The organism is Rhodococcus sp. 05-2254-5, assembly GCF_002258575.1.
Classification (GTDB): Bacteria; Actinomycetota; Actinomycetes; order Mycobacteriales; family Mycobacteriaceae; genus Rhodococcoides; species Rhodococcoides fascians.
The window spans coordinates 443,299-461,334 of record NZ_NOZG01000029.1; the positions used below are offsets into that span (position 1 = coordinate 443,299).

General features: G+C 65.1%; 18 protein-coding genes. 7 read left to right on the top strand and 11 right to left on the bottom strand.

The features are described 5' to 3' along the window. Position 1: 1 nt before the first annotated feature. Positions 2-838, bottom strand: coding sequence for an NUDIX hydrolase (locus CH278_RS21595; RefSeq protein ID WP_027498489.1), 837 nt, complete (start codon positions 836-838; stop codon positions 2-4). Positions 839-923: 85 nt separating this feature from the next. On the opposite strand from CH278_RS21595, the gene CH278_RS21600 reads away from it, so the two are divergent. The 3 genes from CH278_RS21600 to CH278_RS21610 are packed head-to-tail and all read left to right on the top strand — an operon-like array spanning position 924 to position 5,691. Then, positions 924-2,228 carry a hypothetical protein gene (locus CH278_RS21600; protein ID WP_032365121.1) on the top strand — a complete coding sequence of 435 codons (1,305 nt, stop codon included), beginning with the start codon at positions 924-926 and terminating at the stop codon, positions 2,226-2,228. Further along, positions 2,225-3,196, top strand: coding sequence for a glutamate ABC transporter substrate-binding protein (locus tag CH278_RS21605; protein ID WP_032391270.1), 972 nt, complete (start codon positions 2,225-2,227; stop codon positions 3,194-3,196). Before CH278_RS21600 ends, CH278_RS21605 begins: the two co-directional genes overlap by 4 nt. Positions 3,197-3,207: 11 nt before the next feature. Continuing rightward, positions 3,208-5,691, top strand: a complete 2,484-nt coding sequence (locus CH278_RS21610; protein ID WP_094622786.1) for a serine/threonine-protein kinase — start codon at positions 3,208-3,210, stop codon at positions 5,689-5,691. Between the two features lie 7 nt (positions 5,692-5,698). Here CH278_RS21610 and CH278_RS21615 read toward each other — a convergent pair whose 3' ends face one another. Beyond that, on the bottom strand, positions 5,699-6,883 hold the full coding sequence (locus tag CH278_RS21615) for an acetate kinase (protein ID WP_094622787.1): 1,185 nt from the start codon (positions 6,881-6,883) through the stop codon (positions 5,699-5,701). Beyond that, complete coding sequence (gene pta, locus CH278_RS21620) at positions 6,880-8,997, bottom strand: phosphate acetyltransferase (protein ID WP_179274497.1); 2,118 nt, start codon at positions 8,995-8,997, stop codon at positions 6,880-6,882. Before pta ends, CH278_RS21615 begins: the two co-directional genes overlap by 4 nt. A gap of 60 nt (positions 8,998-9,057) precedes the next feature. Between pta and CH278_RS21625 the strand changes: the two genes are divergently transcribed. Further along, entirely contained in the window at positions 9,058-9,582 is a 525-nt protein-coding gene (locus CH278_RS21625; RefSeq protein WP_094622788.1) for a nitroreductase/quinone reductase family protein, read from the top strand. Here the strand turns inward: CH278_RS21625 and fgd are convergent, their stop codons facing one another. From fgd to CH278_RS21640, 3 genes are all read right to left on the bottom strand, one after another. Beyond that, positions 9,583-10,596, bottom strand: a complete 1,014-nt coding sequence (gene fgd / locus CH278_RS21630) for a glucose-6-phosphate dehydrogenase (coenzyme-F420) (protein WP_027498496.1) — start codon at positions 10,594-10,596, stop codon at positions 9,583-9,585. It lies immediately after the preceding gene. A 63-nt stretch (positions 10,597-10,659) separates the two neighbouring features. After that, the gene (locus CH278_RS21635; RefSeq protein WP_027498497.1) at positions 10,660-10,992 is read right to left on the bottom strand and encodes a YidH family protein; all 333 of its coding nucleotides are present in this window, start codon (positions 10,990-10,992) and stop codon (positions 10,660-10,662) included. Then, complete coding sequence (locus tag CH278_RS21640) at positions 10,989-11,327, bottom strand: hypothetical protein (RefSeq protein WP_094622789.1); 339 nt, start codon at positions 11,325-11,327, stop codon at positions 10,989-10,991. Before CH278_RS21640 ends, CH278_RS21635 begins: the two co-directional genes overlap by 4 nt. Positions 11,328-11,450: 123 nt before the next feature. Between CH278_RS21640 and CH278_RS21645 the strand changes: the two genes are divergently transcribed. After that, positions 11,451-12,122, top strand: coding sequence for an HNH endonuclease signature motif containing protein (locus CH278_RS21645; RefSeq protein ID WP_143536283.1), 672 nt, complete (start codon positions 11,451-11,453; stop codon positions 12,120-12,122). A 2-nt stretch (positions 12,123-12,124) separates the two neighbouring features. Here CH278_RS21645 and CH278_RS21650 read toward each other — a convergent pair whose 3' ends face one another. Beyond that, on the bottom strand, positions 12,125-12,820 hold the full coding sequence (locus tag CH278_RS21650) for a GNAT family N-acetyltransferase (protein ID WP_094622791.1): 696 nt from the start codon (positions 12,818-12,820) through the stop codon (positions 12,125-12,127). 103 nt (positions 12,821-12,923) lie between these two features. On the opposite strand from CH278_RS21650, the gene map reads away from it, so the two are divergent. Further along, entirely contained in the window at positions 12,924-13,694 is a 771-nt protein-coding gene (map, locus tag CH278_RS21655; RefSeq protein WP_032406526.1) for a type I methionyl aminopeptidase, read from the top strand. A gap of 18 nt (positions 13,695-13,712) precedes the next feature. On the opposite strand, the gene CH278_RS21660 is transcribed toward map, so the two are convergent. Beyond that, positions 13,713-14,126, bottom strand: coding sequence for a GNAT family N-acetyltransferase (locus CH278_RS21660; RefSeq protein ID WP_080736226.1), 414 nt, complete (start codon positions 14,124-14,126; stop codon positions 13,713-13,715). A 279-nt stretch (positions 14,127-14,405) separates the two neighbouring features. On the opposite strand from CH278_RS21660, the gene CH278_RS21665 reads away from it, so the two are divergent. After that, a complete protein-coding gene (locus CH278_RS21665) occupies positions 14,406-14,885 on the top strand; it encodes a winged helix-turn-helix domain-containing protein (RefSeq protein WP_032366689.1) in 480 nt (159 codons plus the stop codon). A gap of 14 nt (positions 14,886-14,899) precedes the next feature. Here the strand turns inward: CH278_RS21665 and CH278_RS21670 are convergent, their stop codons facing one another. The 3 genes from CH278_RS21670 to CH278_RS21680 form a co-directional block, all read right to left on the bottom strand. Further along, positions 14,900-15,424 (bottom strand): hypothetical protein, encoded by a 525-nt coding sequence (locus CH278_RS21670; protein ID WP_032382230.1) that lies wholly within the window; start codon positions 15,422-15,424, stop codon positions 14,900-14,902. Between the two features lie 78 nt (positions 15,425-15,502). After that, positions 15,503-16,849, bottom strand: a complete 1,347-nt coding sequence (locus tag CH278_RS21675; RefSeq protein WP_094622792.1) for an LLM class flavin-dependent oxidoreductase — start codon at positions 16,847-16,849, stop codon at positions 15,503-15,505. A gap of 12 nt (positions 16,850-16,861) precedes the next feature. Then, the gene (locus tag CH278_RS21680; RefSeq protein WP_032366691.1) at positions 16,862-17,734 is read right to left on the bottom strand and encodes an LLM class flavin-dependent oxidoreductase; all 873 of its coding nucleotides are present in this window, start codon (positions 17,732-17,734) and stop codon (positions 16,862-16,864) included. Positions 17,735-18,036 lie beyond the last annotated feature (302 nt).

The window sequence follows — 18,036 nt, forward strand, 5'->3', positions numbered from 1 at the left end:
GTCACAGCCAGGCGAGCACGGCAGACGGCGAGAGCACGTGCACCGCGCCGGGCAGTCGATTCTGGAGTCCGCGGTCGGCGGTGACCAGTGCGGTCAGGTCTGTCGATCGGTGGGCCTGATCGGTGAGGGTGTCGTCGCCGGTGCCGTCCGCGAGGATCACCGGGATGCGCGGATCGTCGACAACGGCGTCGCGCGCTTGCCCCTCGAGCACGGCCTCGATGCGGGTGAGCCAGCCGTACTGGCCGCTGGGTAGTTCCACCGTGCGCGGCAGTGTCGCGGCCAGCGACGTCAACAGTGCGCCGGTCGAGCCGGCGCGGTCCTTCCACCAGCCGTCGGGCCGGGAGCCGAGGACGTTGGCGGTGTCGAGCAGCACGCGCAGCGGCTCGGTACGCAGCGACGGCCAGCTCGACGCGAAACCCGGATGCAGTGGCAGCTCGCCGACGATGGACTCCGGCACCCACCGCAGTTCCGTGCTCTCGCCGTTCGGGACGGTGGCCAGCGGGTGATCGGTGTCGGCGATGACCGTGGTGTACGACCAACCGCTCGGGACTGCGGCGGTGACACGCTCGCTGCGCACGCTCAACTGTTCGGCCGAGATACCGGCTTCCTCGTGCGCCTCGCGGACCGCCGCGTGCTCGGTGCTCTCGTGCGAATCGCGAGCCCCGCCCGGCAGGGCCCACGTTCCGCCCTGATGACTCCACAACGCGCGGTGCTGCAGCAACACCATCGGTTCGCCCGCATCGGAGGGCGCACGGAGCAGCAGACCGGCGGCACCGTGCTTGCCCCAGTGCCGAGAACCGTTCTCACCGATCACCCAACCGTCCCCGTCACCGCGCATGCTCCCCACCCTAGGTGAACCGCCTCGTCGTAGTGACTGTGCTGTAGTGGCTGCAGTGCGGTCCGCCTGCTTATATGCTCGATGCGTGATCGCGGCCGGCATTACTCCCTCTGCTGCCGTCCCCCCGACAACGGCACCCCACGTCGGTGCCGCTGCAGGCAAGCCACCGGTTCGATACACGATGCGTTCGACGCCTGCGCGGTTGGTCGCGATGGGTACCGCGCTGGTCGTCTTGGCGCTGACCGTCGGAAATCTCGCGTCCACGGCGGTGACCGATCGAGTCGACACTCTCGGGACACTGCTGGTGCGCACCGAGCCGTTCGCCAACTCGGCTCAGAATCTCTACGGTGCCCTGTCGGTGGCCGACGCGGCGGCCGCGTCGGCCTTCATCGCCGGTGGGCTCGAGCAACCCGAAGTACGTGACCGGTACTCGCAGGCATTGGGTGAGGCGTCGTCGGAATTGATCGCCGCGTCCGCCGGGGTCACCGACAAGGACGAGGCCACCAGCGCGGTGCTGACGCAGATCGCTACCGGGTTGCCGGTGTACAGCGGGCTGGTCGAGACAGCGCGAGCGAACAATCGCAGCGGGAACCCGGTGGGTGCGGCATATCTCGGCGAGGCGTCGACGATGATGCAGTCCAGCCTGTTGCCGCTGGCCGAGAAGTTGTACACCGAGCAGGCCTCCCGCGTCTCGGCCGATCAGGAGAGGTTCACCAGTCCCCCGTACTTCGCGATCGGGTCGGTGGTGTTCCTGTTGCTGATGACCGGTCTCGCTCAGTGGTACCTGTCCCGGACGACGCGTCGGACACTGAATGTCGGTTTTCTCGGTGCCACGGCCGCGCTGGCCGGCTTGCTCGGGTGGATGTTGGTGGTGGGATTGATCTCGTCGATCGCCACCGACCGCGCTATCGACCGCGGGGTGGCACCGCTGAAGTCCTACACGACGGGTTTCATTCTGGCCCAGCAGGCCAGGGCGGACGAGACACTCGACCTGGCCCGCCGCGGTGGCAGTCAGGATTACGGACAGTCGTTCGCCGGCAACGTCTCTCGGCTCGCGGACATGTTCGAGGGCGACCCCGAGGTGACCGAGGCCCTGAACAACTGGTCGGCCTCGCATGCGCGGATCGATTCGGCGCTCGAGGTGGGCGACTTCAACGGTGCGGTGTCGATAGCGACCGGATCGGGTGATTCGGATTCGGCGGCCGCGTTCAATGCTCTCGACAGTGTGCTGGTCGACGGGATCGACAGTGCAAGAAGCGAACTGCGCTCCAACATCGACCGATCGGTCTGGGTCCTGTCGGGTTTGTCGAACGGCGCGTACGTGCTGACGGTCGTGGCGTCGGTGGCGTTCGGTGTCGGCCTGTTCCCGAGGTTGCGTGAGTACCTGTGAAACGTCTGCTCGCCGCCGGCCTCGTCGCGACTGCCCTGCTCGTCGGGTGCTCACCGCCGGAAAGAATTGCGGCACAGACCGATACGACGTTCACCGAACCCCCTCTACCCGACGGTGCCGCCGTCGCAGCTCGGCCCACCGAAACACCGGCGGACGACGAGTGCGCCCGCCCCACGGCCAGTCTGCGGCCGCTACCGACCGGCACCGACGTGCCACTGCCTCCGCAGCCGACCATCGATGCACTCCGCGCCAAGGGTCGCCTCGTCGTCGGCCTCGACACGGGCAGTAACCTTTTCAGCTTTCGCGACCCCATGACCGGGCAGCTGGTCGGGTTCGACGTCGACATCGCTCGGGAGATCTCACGCGACCTGTTCGGAGACCCGAACCGGTTGGACTTCCGAATTCTGACGTCCGCACAGCGCCTCGAAGCTTTGCAGGACTCGACGGTGGACATCGTGGTGAAAACCATGACGATCACGTGCGCCCGGCGTAAGGACGTCCAGTTCTCCACCGTGTACTTCCAAGCGCAGCACCGAGTTCTGGTGGTGCAGGGCTCGGGTATCCGTGGGGTCGGGGATCTGGCGGGCAAGCGGGTGTGCGCGGTGGAGGGCACCACGTCGCTGCGTCGCCTGCAGCGGGTGCAACCGGCGGCAACCGTGGTGACGGTGCCCATGTGGTCGGATTGCCTGGTGGTATTGCAACAACGACAGGTCGACGCCATCAGCACCGACGACGCCATCCTGGCCGGACTGGCCGCACAGGACCCGTACCTCGAGATCGTCGGCGACAGTCTGAGCCCGGAACCGTACGGCGTGGGCATCAACAAGAAGAACGAGGATCTCGTGCGCTTCGTCAACGGAACGTTGGCACGCATCAGGTCCGACGGCACCTGGAACCGCATCTACAACAAATGGCTGACGGTGCTCGGCCCCTCCCCCGGTCCACCCACCGCGTCGTACAGCGATTAGAGGCGCACGTCATGGACGAGGACGAACAGCAACCCACCGCTCCCGCGCAACGCACGCAGGCGGTGTCACGGGATCAACTCACATCGACGGACGGCGTCGAACGCACGCAGGCGGTCTCGCGGCCGGAAGCCACGCCGACGGACGGCGTCGAACGCACGCAAGCGGTGTCCCGGTCGCCGATCGACGATCGAACCGCACCGACTCCGGGGCCGAATTCGCCGGTAGGCGACGGCAACTCGAAATCTCCGGTTGCCAAATCCGCAGCCGTCAGATCCAGCATGTCGCAGAGTGCATCCACTCGGGCCAGAACCGGTCGATCTCGGTCCGGTCGTTCCCGCAGCACCGGTATTCGGCGTCGTCTGGGCGGCGGCCTGGTGGAGGTTCCGCGGGTGGAGCCGATCGATCCGGCGACCGCGGTGATGTCGGATCCCACGGTGCCGCAGCACAAACGGTTCTGCTGGAAGTGCAACGCCAAGGTCGGGCGCAGCGAACCGGGCGAGCCCGACATCTCGGTGGGCGTGTGCCCGCACTGCGGCACCACCTTCGATTTCACGCCGCTGCTCGAGCCGGGTGATCGGGTGGTGGGCCAGTACGACGTTCAGGGCTGCATCGCGCACGGCGGTCTGGGGTGGATCTACCTGGCCATCGACCGTAACGTCAGCGACCGCTGGGTGGTGCTCAAAGGCCTACTGCATTTCGGCGACGAGGAAGCCCATGCGGTCGCGGTTGCCGAGCGTCAATTCCTGGCCGAGGTAGCGCATCCCGGCGTCGTCAAGATCTACAACTTCGTCGAACAACCCCGCGGCGACGGCACCTCCGTCGGCTTCATCGTCATGGAGTACGTGGGTGGTCGTTCGCTGCGCGACATCCTGACTGCGTGCGGCGACGACGCCCGCATGCCGGTCGAGCAGGCGCTCGCCTACGTTCTCGAAGTGCTTCCGGCACTGGGTTATCTGCATTCGATCGGGCTGGTCTACAACGATCTCAAGCCCGAGAACATCATGGTCTCCGAGGACCAGATCAAGCTGATCGACCTCGGCGCGGTCGCGGGCATCGAGGATTACGGCTACCTGTACGGCACGGTGGGGTACCAGGCACCGGAGATCGTGAAGACCGGGCCGACAGTGGCGTCGGACATCTACACCGTCGGCCGCACCCTCGCGGTGCTGACGCTGGACATGCCGTCGAAGAACGGCAAGTACCTCGACGGCCTGCCCTCGGTCGCAGAATCGGACGTGCTGCAGCAGTTCCCGTCGCTGCATCGCCTGCTGCTTCGAGCCACCAACGCAGACCCGACTCGGCGGTTCCGGTCCGCCGACGAATTCGCGGGGCAGGCAACCGGCGTGCTGCGCGAGATCCTGGCCATCCGGACGGGCGTCGAGCGGCCCGGCCTGTCCGCGGTGTTCAGCCCGCCGCGTACGACATTCGGCACGGAGCAGTCGGTGGGTCGTACCGATACCTACGTCGACGGCAAGGTACGCCACGAGCGCATGACGGCAGCCGAAGTGGTTGCCGCACTGCCGGTTCCCCTGGTCGATCCCAACGATCCGAGCGCTCCCCTGCTGGCCGCCGCCGTGCACGTCGAAGCTCAGCAGACTCTGGACTCGCTCCAGCACGCCAAGCGGAACGGCATCGAGCGGGTGTCGGCCGGCACGACGGGTGCCACCGGTTCCGCGCCCGCGGGAGCGAGCCTGGAGATCACCCTCGCGGAGGTCAAGGCGCACCTCGATCTGGGCCACGTCGTGGAGGCCACCGACATCCTGTCGAAGGTGCAATCCGAGGATCACGCCGCCGATCCGTGGCGGGTGCAGTGGTACGCCGGATTGATCGCCTTGCTGCACCACGAATACGATTCTGCGTTCACGAGTTTCGACAACGTGCTCGGAGCGATGCCCGGCGAGCTCGCGCCCAAACTGGCGCTCGGTGCCACGTCGGAATTGTTGGGGCATGTCGCGCTCGGCAACGACGAGGACGCCGAGAAGTGGCGGGCCAGGGCCGAGGGCCTGTACCGCGCCGTGTGGCGCACCAACAGGGGCATCGTCAGCTCGGCGTTCGGTCTGGCCCGGCAGCTGCAGCGCCGCGGTGATCAGACCGGTGCCATCGCGGCACTGGACCAGGTTCCGATCAGCTCGCGGCACTACTCGATGGCACGCATGACCAGTGTGCTGACCTTGCTGATGGATCGCTCGCGCGCCGAGCTGTCCGAGGCCGACTTTCGTTCTGCCGCACGGCGAGTGGCGCTGCTCCCCAAGGCGGAGAGCCGAGCACTGCAGATGCGGACGTTGGTCCTGGCGATGGCCCTGGACTGGATCGTCTCCGGTCACGCGTCCACGGCAGAACGCGAACCGATACTCAGCGTGCCGTTCACCGAGGACGGTTTGCGGCGCGGCACCGAGAAGGGTCTGCGGGCACTGGCCCGCAGCGCGACCGATCGCGCGCACCGGTTCTCGTTGGTGGACCTGGCGAATGCGATCCGTCCGCGTTCGCTGTTCTAGCGGTACGTCAGGAGCGAACCAGATCGTCCGTCGCCCGGGCGATCGCCAGCTCCTCGTTCGTCGGCACCACCAGCACCGTGACGGCCGAGGATTCGGCGGAGATCACGCGAGCCGACTTGCTGCGCACGGCATTACGTTCGGAGTCGATCCGAATTCCGAAGTGTTCCAGGTTCGCCAGCGCGTCGGCGCGCACGGCAGCAGCGTTCTCGCCGACTCCCGCGGTGAACGTGATGACGTCGAGCCGCCCGAGCCCGATCATGTACGCGCCGATGTACTTACGCAGCCGGTGGATGTACACGTCGTAGGCCAACCGGGCCGACGCGTCGCCGTCGTCGATGCGTTGCTGCAGTTCCCGGAAGTCGTTGACCCCGGACAGTCCGATCAGACCCGACCGGCGGTTGAGGAGAGTGTCGATGTCGTCGACACTCATCCCAGCGCTACGACGCAGATGCATGATCACGCCGGGGTCGATATCCCCACTGCGGGTGCCCATCACCAGTCCTTCGAGTGGGGTCAGACCCATCGACGTATCGACCGCCCGGCCCCCGTCGACCGCCGATGCCGACGCACCGTTGCCTAGATGCAGCACGATCTGCTTGAGATCCCCGAGATCGCGTTCCAGGAACTGCGCAACCTGCTCGGACACGTAGCGGTGCGAGGTGCCGTGAAAGCCGTAGCGCCTGATGTCGTGTTCGGCTGCGACGGCGGCGTCGATCGCGTACGTCGCAGCAGCGTCGGGCAGAGAATGGAAGAACGCCGTATCGAACACGGCAACGTGCGGCACGTTCGGCAGTTGCTTCCGCGCCACCTCGATACCGAGGACGTTGGGCGGATTGTGCAGCGGCGCAAGACTGCTCAGATCCGAGATCTGCTGAACGACAGCGTCGTCGATGATCGTGGGGCGATAGAACACCGTGCCACCGTGCACGACGCGATGCCCGACGGCGGTGACGTCGGACCCCAGTTCGATGCCGGCGTCGGCAAGCATCTCGAACGCGAGAGCCAACCCGTCCCCGTGGTCCTCGATGTGCTGGATTCGCTCGGCGCTCTCGCCGCGGTAGTCCAGTTCGACGCGCCCGTCGGATTCACCGATGCGCTCGACGAGACCACTGGCCAGCGATTCGCCCGAATCGGGATCGACCAGTTGGAATTTGACCGAGGACGAACCCGAGTTGACGACGAGGATGCTCACGCCTGTGCCTCCTGCTGGGAGATACCCTGCGCCTGAATGGCGGTGATGGCGACGGTGTTGACGATGTCCTCGACCAGTGCCCCACGCGAGAGGTCGTTGACGGGCTTGCGCAGGCCCTGCAGTACCGGCCCGACAGCGACGGCACCGGCGCTGCGCTGAACGGCCTTGTAGGTGTTGTTGCCGGTGTTGAGGTCGGGGAAGATGAACACCGTTGCGCGGCCTGCCACGTCGGAATCCGGCAGCTTCGATTTCGCGACCGACGGTTCGATGGCCGCGTCGTACTGAATGGGGCCCTCCACCAACAGTTCCGGGTTACGTTCGCGCACGATCGCCGTCGCTTGCCGCACCTTGTCGACGTCGGCTCCCGAGCCGGATTCGCCGGTGGAGTACGACAGCATCGCCACTCGCGGTTCGATACCGAACTGGGCCGAGGTCTGCGCCGAGGAGATGGCGATGTCGGCCAATTGCTCGGCCGTCGGGTCCGGCACGACGGCGCAGTCGCCGTAGGCCAGTACGCGATCGGACAGACACATCAGGAAGATCGACGATACCGTCGACACGCCCTCGGTGGTCTTGATGATCTCGAACGACGGCTTGATGGTGTGCGCGGTCGTGTGCGCCGCTCCCGACACCATGCCATCGGCAATGCCCTTGTGCACCATCATGGTTCCGAAATAGGAGATGTCGGCCATGGTCTCGCGGGCACGCTCGATCGTCATACCCTTGTGCTTGCGCAGTTCCGTGTACTCCTGCGCGAATTCCTCGGCGTAGTCGCAGTTCTTGGGGTCGAGGATGGTCGCCGAATCCAGATCCACTCCCAGTTCCGATGCACGACGACGAATCGGGCCTTCTTCGCCGAGGATCGTGAGGTCCGCGACCTGGCGCTGCAACAGCCTTCCGGCGGCCCGCAGAATCCGGTCGTCGCCGCCCTCGGGGAGCACGATGTGCTTGCGATCGGCACGCGCTCGATGGATCAGCTGGTATTCGAACATCTGCGGCGTCGTGATGGTCGGGATGGCGATATCGAGCCGTCCCAGAAGGGTTTTGGCGTCCACCCGCTGCTCCATCAGGCCCAGCGCGGTGTCGACCTTGCGCTGAGAACCGACGGCAACACGGCCGCGGGTCTGCGCCGCAGCCGATGCGGTGTCGAAGGTTCCGAGCTCGGTGGTCAGAATCGGCAGTCTCGGACCGAGACCGGCGACCAGTCGTGCGATTGCCGGGTGCGGTTCGATGCCGCCGTTCATGATGATGCCGGCGAGAGACGGAAAGCCGTCCGCCTCATGGGCATTGACGAGTGCGAGAAGTACGTCGGACCGGTCTGCCGGCGCGATGACGACGACACCTTCGGTGAGCCGCTCCAGAATGTGCTCGGCCGTCATACCGCCGACCATCACCCGCATCGCTTCTCGCTGCAGCAACGACGAGTCGCCGCTGTAGAGCGTGCCGTCCACCGCGTCGAGCAACTCCGCCATGGTCGGAGCGACGAGCAACGGGATCTCCGGAAGGCTCCACGCCGGAACGTCCACCGACGCCAATGCGTCAGTGACAGCGTCCAACTGATCCGGATCGCACCGGTTCGCCACGATCGCGGCGAGATGGGCGTGATGCTGCCGCAGTTCGGCCTGGCACAGCGCCGCCAACTGAGCGATCTCGTCGGGGGTTCGATCGGAGCCACGCAGCGCGAGGAGCACGGGGGCACCGAGATTGACCGCGATGCGCGCATTGAATCCGAGTTCACTCGGGCTGCCGACATCGGTGTAATCGCTACCCACGATCACCACGGCGTCGCACTGCGCAGCCACCTCGTGATACCGACTGACGATCTCGCTCAGTGCCGCATCCTGATCGGAATGCACCTGCTCGTAAGTGACCCCGAGAGACTGCTCGTAACTCAGATCGGCGGTCGTGTGCTCGACGAGCAATTCGAGAATGTAATCCGGCTCGTCCGTCGAGCGGGCGATAGGCCGAAACACACCGACTCGGGCCGTCGTCGCGGCGAGCATCTGCAGCACACCCAACGCAATCGTGGACTTGCCGGAGTCGCCTTCCGGTGACGCGACATAAATACTCGAGGGATACATGTCAGCCGTCTCGGCACCGGTGGACTCAGCCATGCCCGCCAGCTTAATGGTTGGGGTGTTGACACCGAGCACAGTCGGGTTGTCCCATGAGCCATGGCCGAATCACCGTTTCCGGATGTTCGCTGGGGCAGCGAGACATCGTTCATCCGCAAGCCCGCCGTCAAGTTCGCGTCGACCAAGCCCGGTTCGTGGGTGATCAGGAACCTCGCAGGCGTCGACCGCTGGTTGTTGACCAAGTCGAACGGCCGATTCACCGTCCTCGGACCGATCGCTGCTCCGGTGGTGTTGTTGACCACCACCGGACGCAAATCCGGTAAGCCGAGGACGAGTCCGCTGCTGTACTACCGGGAGGGTGATCGGATCTTCGTCGTGGGATCCAATTTCGGCCAACAACACCATCCGGCATGGACGTCGAATCTTCTGGCCGATCCGAAGGCCGTCGTCACTATCGGCGGCAGGAAGATACCGGTCACAGCCACCCGAATCACCGACGACGAGAAGGCCCGCATCTACCGACAGTTCGACGCGATGGTGGAGGTCTACGGCGAGTACGAAACAAGGACCGACCGAGACATGCGATTGTTCGCACTCTCGGCCGATCCCCGCACTTCGACGTAACTAGCCGAGCTTGCGCAGGCGCGGTGCCAGATCCTTCTCGAACAGCTCGAGGAAGCGCTTCTGGTCGTGTCCGGGCGCGTGGAACACCAGGTGGTTCAGGCCGGCGTCGGTGTACTGCTTGACCTTCTCGACGGCCTCGTCCGGGTCCGAAGCCACGATCCAACGCTTGGCGACCTGCTCGATCGGCAGCTCGTCGGCGGCCTTCTCCATCTCCATCGGGTCGTCGATGGAGTGCTTCTGCTCCGGCGTCAGAGACAGCGGAGCCCAGAAACGGCAATTCTCCAGTGCCAGTTCGGGATCGGTGTCGTAACTGATCTTGATCTCGATCATCTTGTCGATCTCACCGGCGTCACGCTCTGCCTTGCCTGCACCCTCTTCGACAGCCGGGAGGAGCTTGTCGGTGTAGAGCTCCATGCCCTTGCCCGACGTGCAGATGAAACCGTCACCCGCGCGTCCCGCATACCGCGCGACGACGGGTCCGCCGGCCGCGATGTAGACGGGGATGCCGCCCTCCGGGACGTCGTAGATCGACGCGCCCTTGGTCGTGTAGTACTCACCCTCGAAATCGACGCGATCTCCCAGCCACAGCTCGCGCATCAAGCGAACCGACTCCCGCAGTCGTGCGAAACGCTCCTTGAACTCCGGCCATTCGCCGGTGAACCCGGTGGCGATCTCGTTGAGCGCCTCACCGGTTCCCACTCCGAGCATGATGCGCCCGGGATACAGGCAGCCCATCGTGGCGAACGCCTGCGCGATGACCGACGGGTTGTAGCGGAACGTCGGCGTCAGAACGGACGTCCCGAGCTGGATCGTCTTCGTGCGCTCGCCGACGGCCGTCATCCAGGCCAGAGAGAACGGGGCGTGGCCGCCCTCGTGACGCCACGGTTGAAAGTGGTCACTGACAGTCGCGGAGTCCATACCGTGTTGCTCGGCGAGAACACCGAGTTCGACGAGCTCCCGCGGCCCGAACTGCTCCGCCGATGCTTTGTACCCGAGCTTGAGACCCTGCGCCACGCCGAACTCCTGTCGTTGGTCGTCTAGTACTTCGATTGTGCACCTGTGGCGATTGGCGGTGTGCTACTGGATCCCCAGAACAGTGACCACCGCAGCCAATACTGCTACTGCGCCGATGCCGACCGCGAAGATCCACAGGTCCCGGGACTCGGGCATGGGCGCTCCGCTCTCGAGGGCGGCGCGCACTCGCATCCATCGCCGCAGTCCGATGACGGGTGCGGCGGCCGCGAGGCCGATGAGAATCAGACCGAGTGCAGTGCGAACCCAGCCGGTGCTGAATCCTGGAACCAGGTGAACGATTGCGATCCCGCCGGCGAGCAACCCGAGCGAGGTTCTCAGCCAGGCAAGAAAGGTGCGTTCACTGGCGAGGGTGAACCGCTCGTCGGGGCGCGTCACGCTGGAGCGGTGATGCGTTCGCGAATGAGTCGGGAAACGAGTTCAGGATCGTCGGGGGTGAAGACCGGCGAGATGCGGCGGATGGTGAGCACCACTGCAGTGTCCTTCTTCGGACGCATGACGTCCAGCGGGAGCCACTGGTCGGTTGTCGACGCGCCCCACAGTCGCCAACGTCCGTTCCAGTTGCCCAGCACGGCGGTGTCGACGGCGCGAATGTCACCGTAGGGGACGAACTTCTCGATCGCGAACGGAAAGTAGTAGTGCCGCAACGTGACCCCGCTGTCGTCCACGCGCACGAGACCGTCGTCGTAGTGGACCGTGGATGTTGTTCGCATAGTTAACGGTAGGCCTGCTCTGCACGGTCTAGCAACCGTCATCTCGAACCTGCCGGTGGGTCGAGATACTCTTTCTTCAGTTCGAACGCATGTTCTGAACTGGGGGTCACCGGGGGGTGAAAAATGGCTGGACCAGTGGTGTCGTTGGATGCGTTGATCACTGCCGCGCGGGAAGAGAATCGGCATGCGGCCCGAAAGATCGCTGCCTGCTACGACTTCCACCTCGCCTGCATCGCGCAGGATGCAGGTCCGAGCCCGCAGCTGCGTTCGGATACGGGTTCGGTTGCACTACAACCTCATTCGACCACCACAGACGTCCCACCCGACCCGACTGTCGATCCCGACACCCGGCAACGGCGTCGGAATTCCCTTGCCTCCGCAGCGGCCCGACTACGCGATCGCCACTGCCGCTTCCCCGGCTGCCACCGACCCGCCACACGCTGCCAACTCGACCACGTCAACCCGTTCGACCACGCCAATCCCCTCGGCGGCGGCTGGACCACCGTCAACAACCTCCAATGCCTCTGCGAATACCACCACAGCGTCAAAACCGCAGGCTACTGGACCGCCGTCATGCTCCCCGGCGGCGCCATCCTGTGGACCTCCACCTCGAAGACCACCCGAATCACCCTGCCAGCCAACGGAACAGCCGTACCCATCATCGGCAACGACCTCCGGCCACACATCCCCACCCAACCCAGACGATCCGGCATCATCGCCTACCCCGACCCACCAGACAACCCGACCCCCGAACCAGAATCGACCAACGAAGAAGACGAGGAGCCGCCCTTCTGACCTCAGACGTCGGCCGCTCGTTCCGGTGTTCTCACCAGCGTCAGCTGCGACGTCTGGCGCAGCGCGAATCCGATGGAGAGGTACAGCTCGATAGCGCGGATGTTCGTCGCGGCGGCATGCAGGAACGGCTCGTCGCCTCGGGCCCTGATGCCGTGACCGACCGCGCGGACCAGCTCGGTGGCCAAGCCCTGTCCGCGATGAGCCGGGTCGGTACACACTGCGCTGATCTCGGTCCACCCCGGCGGACGCATGCGCTCCCCTGCCATCGCGATCAGTGCGCCGCCCCGTCGGATACCGAGATACGTGCCGAGTTCGCGGGTGCGAGGAAGGAACGGGCCCGGCTCGGTGCGTCGCACGAGATCGAGCATCTCGGGCACGTCGTCGGCTGTCAGTTCTACCGCCTCGGCCAACGGCCGAGTCTCGAGTTCGGTGCCCACGAGTTGAACGATTCCGAAGCTGTCGACCACGGACCACCCCTCGGGCACATCCAGCACCGGCCCCCGCAATCCCACGATGCTTCGCGGCCCGAACAGCACTGCGATGTCGTCCCAGTCCCGTGGCTGCAGAACGTCGGGATGCGCCAGAAAAGGCGAGACCTGGGGATCAGCGCGAATCACTCGGCCGCGCGTGATCGCAAACCGCGACAGCGGACCCCCGAGGGAGGTACGAATGGGATCGTCGAGAGGGTGAACAGACACGTCGGTCAGCGTCCCATGTCGGGCTCGGTCAGTTGCTCACGACCCACTCCGTCACCAATACTTATACCGGTATAGTTATTCGCATCGAACCGAAAGGCATTCCGTGATCGAAATCCTGCCCCCGAGCAAGCTTCCCCTTGCCCGTGAAACCGGTGCACTCGTCGCCGAAATTCTCGAGACCGTCCGCGAACGCGCGACCGTCGGCACCAATCTGCTCGAGATCGACGAATGGTCCAAGGACATCATCCTCGGGGCGGGGGCGACGTCGTGCTACGTCGATTACGCGCCGTCCTTCGGGCGCGGACCCTTCGGCCACTACATCTGCACGTCGGTCAACGACGCTGTGCTGCACGGTTTGCCGCACGACTACAACCTGGCCGACGGCGATCTGCTGACCCTCGATCTTGCCGTGATCCTCGGCGGCGTGGCATCGGACTCGGCCATCAGTTTCGTCGTCGGCGAGAACAAGCCGGCAGAGAGCCTGGCGATGATCGATGCCACCGAACGAGCGTTGGCCGCGGGTATCGCCGCGGCACGTCCGGGCAACAAGATCGGCGATATCTCCCACGCCATCGGGACGGTTCTTCGTGAAGCCGGCTATCCCATCAACGTTCAGTTCGGTGGTCACGGAATCGGATCGACGATGCATCAGGATCCGCACGTATCCAATACCGGCAGGCCCGGTCGCGGCTACGGCCTTCGCCCCGGCCTGATGTTGGCACTCGAGCCCTGGGTGATGGCGGATACCGATGAGCTGGTCACCGACCCCGACGGGTGGACGTTGCGTAGCACCACCGGTTGCCGCACCGCGCACAGCGAGCACACCGTCGTCATCACCGACAGCGGGGCCGAAATCATGACCCTACGTTCGTGATTCTGCGTCGGTAAGGAGTCACAAACGCTTCTCGAAAGTGTTGGAGAACGGCAGCAGTTCGTACGGCGAAAACACCGGGATGCGGGTGTAGCCGCTCTTCTCGTACAGCCGCACCGCGTCGGGCTGACGATCACCGGTCTGCAGAATCAAACGCCGCAATCCCTGGTCGCGGGCCGCATTCTCGGACGCCTGCAGCAGCGCGGTGGAGACTCCCGACCCACGGTGATCAGGATGAACGAACATTCTCTTCAGTTCGAGGTCGGGGCCGTTCCACCGCAGAGCGGCATGCCCGACGGCCTGCTCGACGTTCTGCGCATCGCACCGATAGACGACGAACGTGCGATGCACGTCGCCTTCGTTCACGGCATTGGCCTGCGTCTTCGCCATCAAGGCCGCTCGGTCCGCGTATCGGGGACCCACCTCCGATGCCATTGCGGCACGGAGCGATTCGGCGTCGGGGTGGTTCCAGTCGACGGCGCGGGTGACGAGGTCTGTTCGGGACTGCGCTACATCGGTCACGCTCGATCGGACCACGCGTTACGGGCCGCCGTCAACCGCTGCAATCACGGTGAGTTTATCGCTGGTGCGGCCAGTCGTCGTCGTGCACTGTGACAGCGTGAACACGAACTGTCGCTGCCCACGCTGACCATCCGACCTCCCCACCGTCGACAGCACTTGTCACAGTCGACACTTGTCACAGGAGCCACAGCCATGAGCACCGAAGCGACCGTCGTTCTTCGCATCTCCGATTCCGGGACGTCATCCTTGCAGGGATTGACCCGACCGCAATTGCACGCCCTCGCCGATGCTCTCCGCGTCGCCGCCAAAAGCTATGCACCACATGCCAAGATCCTGACGCGTTTCGACGTCCGGGTGAACGAACTCAACGCTCCCCTCGTCATCGACCTACCCGCGCGCGATGTGGTTCTCGCCGGCAAGAGCGTTCGGTTCAGCCACACCGAGTTCGAGATCTTCGCCTATCTCGCCCAGCATCCTCGTGTCGTGGTGAACAGATCCGAGCTGAGTGACTCGAACGGCGGCCGCAGTGTCGACGTCCATCTCTCCAGGGTGCGAACCAAACTCGGGCAGTACGGCCGACTGATCACGACGGTCCGCGGCACCGGCTACCGATTCGACCCCGAGCCCGGGATTCGCGTCATCACCGAGCCGTCGGTGCTGCGCAGCGCCTGAGATCAGTTACACGACTATCGCGTCAGTGCTGCTGTTCGACGTCGACGGTTCCGACGTACCACCACGAACACGAGCAACGCGACCAGAACCACCGCGATGATCGCGCCCAGTGCCGTCGCGCCGCGGAAGCCGGGTGCGCTGGTATCGAGGGTGCGTTCGCCGGCGTGGGCGGCATTGCTGGTACCCAGAACGATGGTCAGAGTCAGCAGGTTCGGGATGGCGGTGACGACTGCGAGAATCACCGATCCGATCGCCAACTGCTTTCCCGCCCTACCCTTTCGGACCGACCACGCACTCCAGAAGAACATCAGTGGCGCGAACGTGCAGACGATTCCGAACAGCAGGCCCCACAGAATTCCCTTGGTGAACGTGCGATCCGCCAGGCTTTCGACGCGCAGGCTCCACCACCGCGGCAGGAACGCCGCCAGAACGAAGTAAGCGATCAACAGAAGAACGACGCCGGCACCGAGCAGGATGCCGCGCCGCTTCCAATTCGCCGAGCTGTTCGACGGTGCAGGCGTGGTCGGGTCAGCAGTCATAGGCCCATGGTAGAGCGTCGAACACCTCGTACGACCTCACCCGAGACCTGATCGTTAGATGGGGATGTGCCCAGCCCGCTACGACGCCCGTGCACGGTCGGAAGCAGCGTCACCGTCGAGGCCCAGGTGTCCCCGCAACGTCGTCGAGGTGTATTCGGTACGGAACACCCCTCGCTCCTGCAATGCCGGGACCAATTTGTCGACCAGATCGCCGATGGCGTCACGCAAGTGGTACGGGTTGATGTTGAAGCCGTCGACCACACGGTGACGCACGAGGTCTGCCCAGTGGTCTGCCACTGCCGCAGGGGTTCCCGAGTGGAAGCGCGACGCCGGCGACACTTCGAGCACCAACTCTCGGATGGACAGCCCTTTCTCTTCCGAGAGGGCTCGCCATTGCGCGATCTGAGTCAGTTTGCCGGTCCGAGCGTCGATGGACAGCGTGCCGCGTGACGGATCCAGCTCGGCGTCCACCGGATCGATGTCGGGTAGTGGGCCCTCCGGGTCGTACGCCGAGAGGTCCTTGCCCCAATAGTGCTCGAGAAAGGCGATGGCTCGAACACCGTTGTGCGCGTTGGATCGAAGCCACCGCACCTTTTCTTCGGCCTCGGCTTCGGTATCGCCGAGTACGACGGTCACCCCGGGCAAGATCTTCACGGCATCGGCCGGTCGGCCGTAGGCAACCGTCCGGGCACGTAGATCTTTGGCGTAGGCCACCGCTGCGTCGTAGGCGTTGTTGGCCGAGAAGACGACGTCGGCGTGCCGGGCTGCGAGGTCCCGTCCTCCCGGCGAATCGCCGGCCTGGAACAGCACCGGCCTACCTTGCACACTGGACCGAACGTTGGGTGCCGCAACCGTTTCGAGCAGATCGGTGTGGAACTCCACAGGAGAACCTGCCCAATACTGCTTCGCCAGTTCGACCACCTGGGTGGCGCGCTCGTAACGGCGTTCGTGCTCCAACCACCCTCCGCGCCTGAAGTTTTCACCCGTCCAGGCGTTGTCGGTGGTGACGATGTTCCATCCGGCGCGCCCGTCCGACAGCGCGTCCAGGGTGGCCAACCGACGAGCCAACTCCACCGGGATGCTGTACGTGGTGTTCTGGGTCGCGACAAGTCCGATGCGCTCGGTCACCGACGCCAGAGCCGCCAGTTGCGTGATGGCGTCGGGCCTGCCGGCGATGTCGGTGGAGAGAATGTCGCCACGGTTTTCTCGGATACGTTGACCGTCCCCGAGGAAGAACGCGTCGAACAAACCGCGTTCGAGTGTGCCGGCGACTTCGACGAACGTGTCGGTGGCCACTTGATCGGGGGCGTTCGGATCCTCCCAGACCGTCTGCGCGCCTATCCCTGGATAGAACACGCCCAGATGAATCTGCGCGTTCTGGTCGAACGGTGCGCCGGTGTCCGGATGATGGTCGATGATGCCCATGACAGCTCTTCTCTACTCGTGCGCAGCCGCGGCGTAGCGGCTGACCGGACGCGGCAACCCCAGGTTCTCCCGCAGCGACAGTCCCGGCGTCGGTCGACGAATCAGATGTGCCGGAACGGCAAGCTCTTTCAACGCCGCACCACCGAGGTGCAGCCGGACGCCGTCGACGACACCGGCGAGGGCCTCGGCCTTCGACAGGTGGTCGATATCGGCGAACACCAGCGCGGCTCCGTCGCGGCGAGCGGCGTCGGCCTGCTCGCCGATGCCGTCCCCGCGTACGAGTGCGACATCGAGCAGATCGGTGACTCCCAGGTCGGCGTCGCCGATGACGACGACCTGCCCCTGCGGCGGACGAGGAGTGATCAGTGGCCCTACGACGTCGAAGAATTCGCCCTCGAAGCGCACGTGATGCACGCGAGCGGGATCGAGATACCGGCCGGACTCCGCGTCTCGAACGACGGCGTCGTCTTCCCACGAATCCCACAGCCGCCGCGCCACGTCGATGACGTCCCGCACTTCGGCGGTGGTCTCGGAGCGGACCTCGGATCCGACAGCCGCGTGAGTGTCCGCGCTGTTGTCGACACCGACCACCCAGGCCCCGCGGCCGTGCGAGGCGTGGTCCACACTCGCGAGTTGTGTTGCGAGAAAGAACGGTTCGGTCGTCAGAGTGTGGACCGTGGGAGCCAGGCCGAGGGTGGACGTGGTGGAGGCGACGAATGCCGCACGAGTACCTGCATCGAGGCGCTCGCGTGAGGAGACCAGCGAATCACCGAAGGTGACGAGGGTGAAGCCGGCGCGTTCGGCGTCGGCGACGTTCTGCTTCAGGAGCGCGGGTGTCTCGTCGAACCCGTCGAGTTCGACGGCGAAGTACAACGTCTCGGTCATCCTCGGTTCAGCCCTTCGCGCTCATCGTGTTACTGCTTCCTGTACCGACGATCTTCACCGGACGGCTCAACCACGAGTTCCGAAGTCCAGCGCCGCGGCGGTGCAGGCAGGGTGAGCTCCGAGTCGATCGATCAACGCCGCTGCCAGTGCTTTCAGCCAGGTCATACGTGGACCCTAGGTTCATCAGCTGTAGAGCACACCCGTTGCGATCACGCTGATTCGAAGGACGTAGATGCCGGTACGTAGACGCGCAGTGTCAGCACGAGGTCACCGCTCTCGCGGGCCCGGACCACCTCTCTACT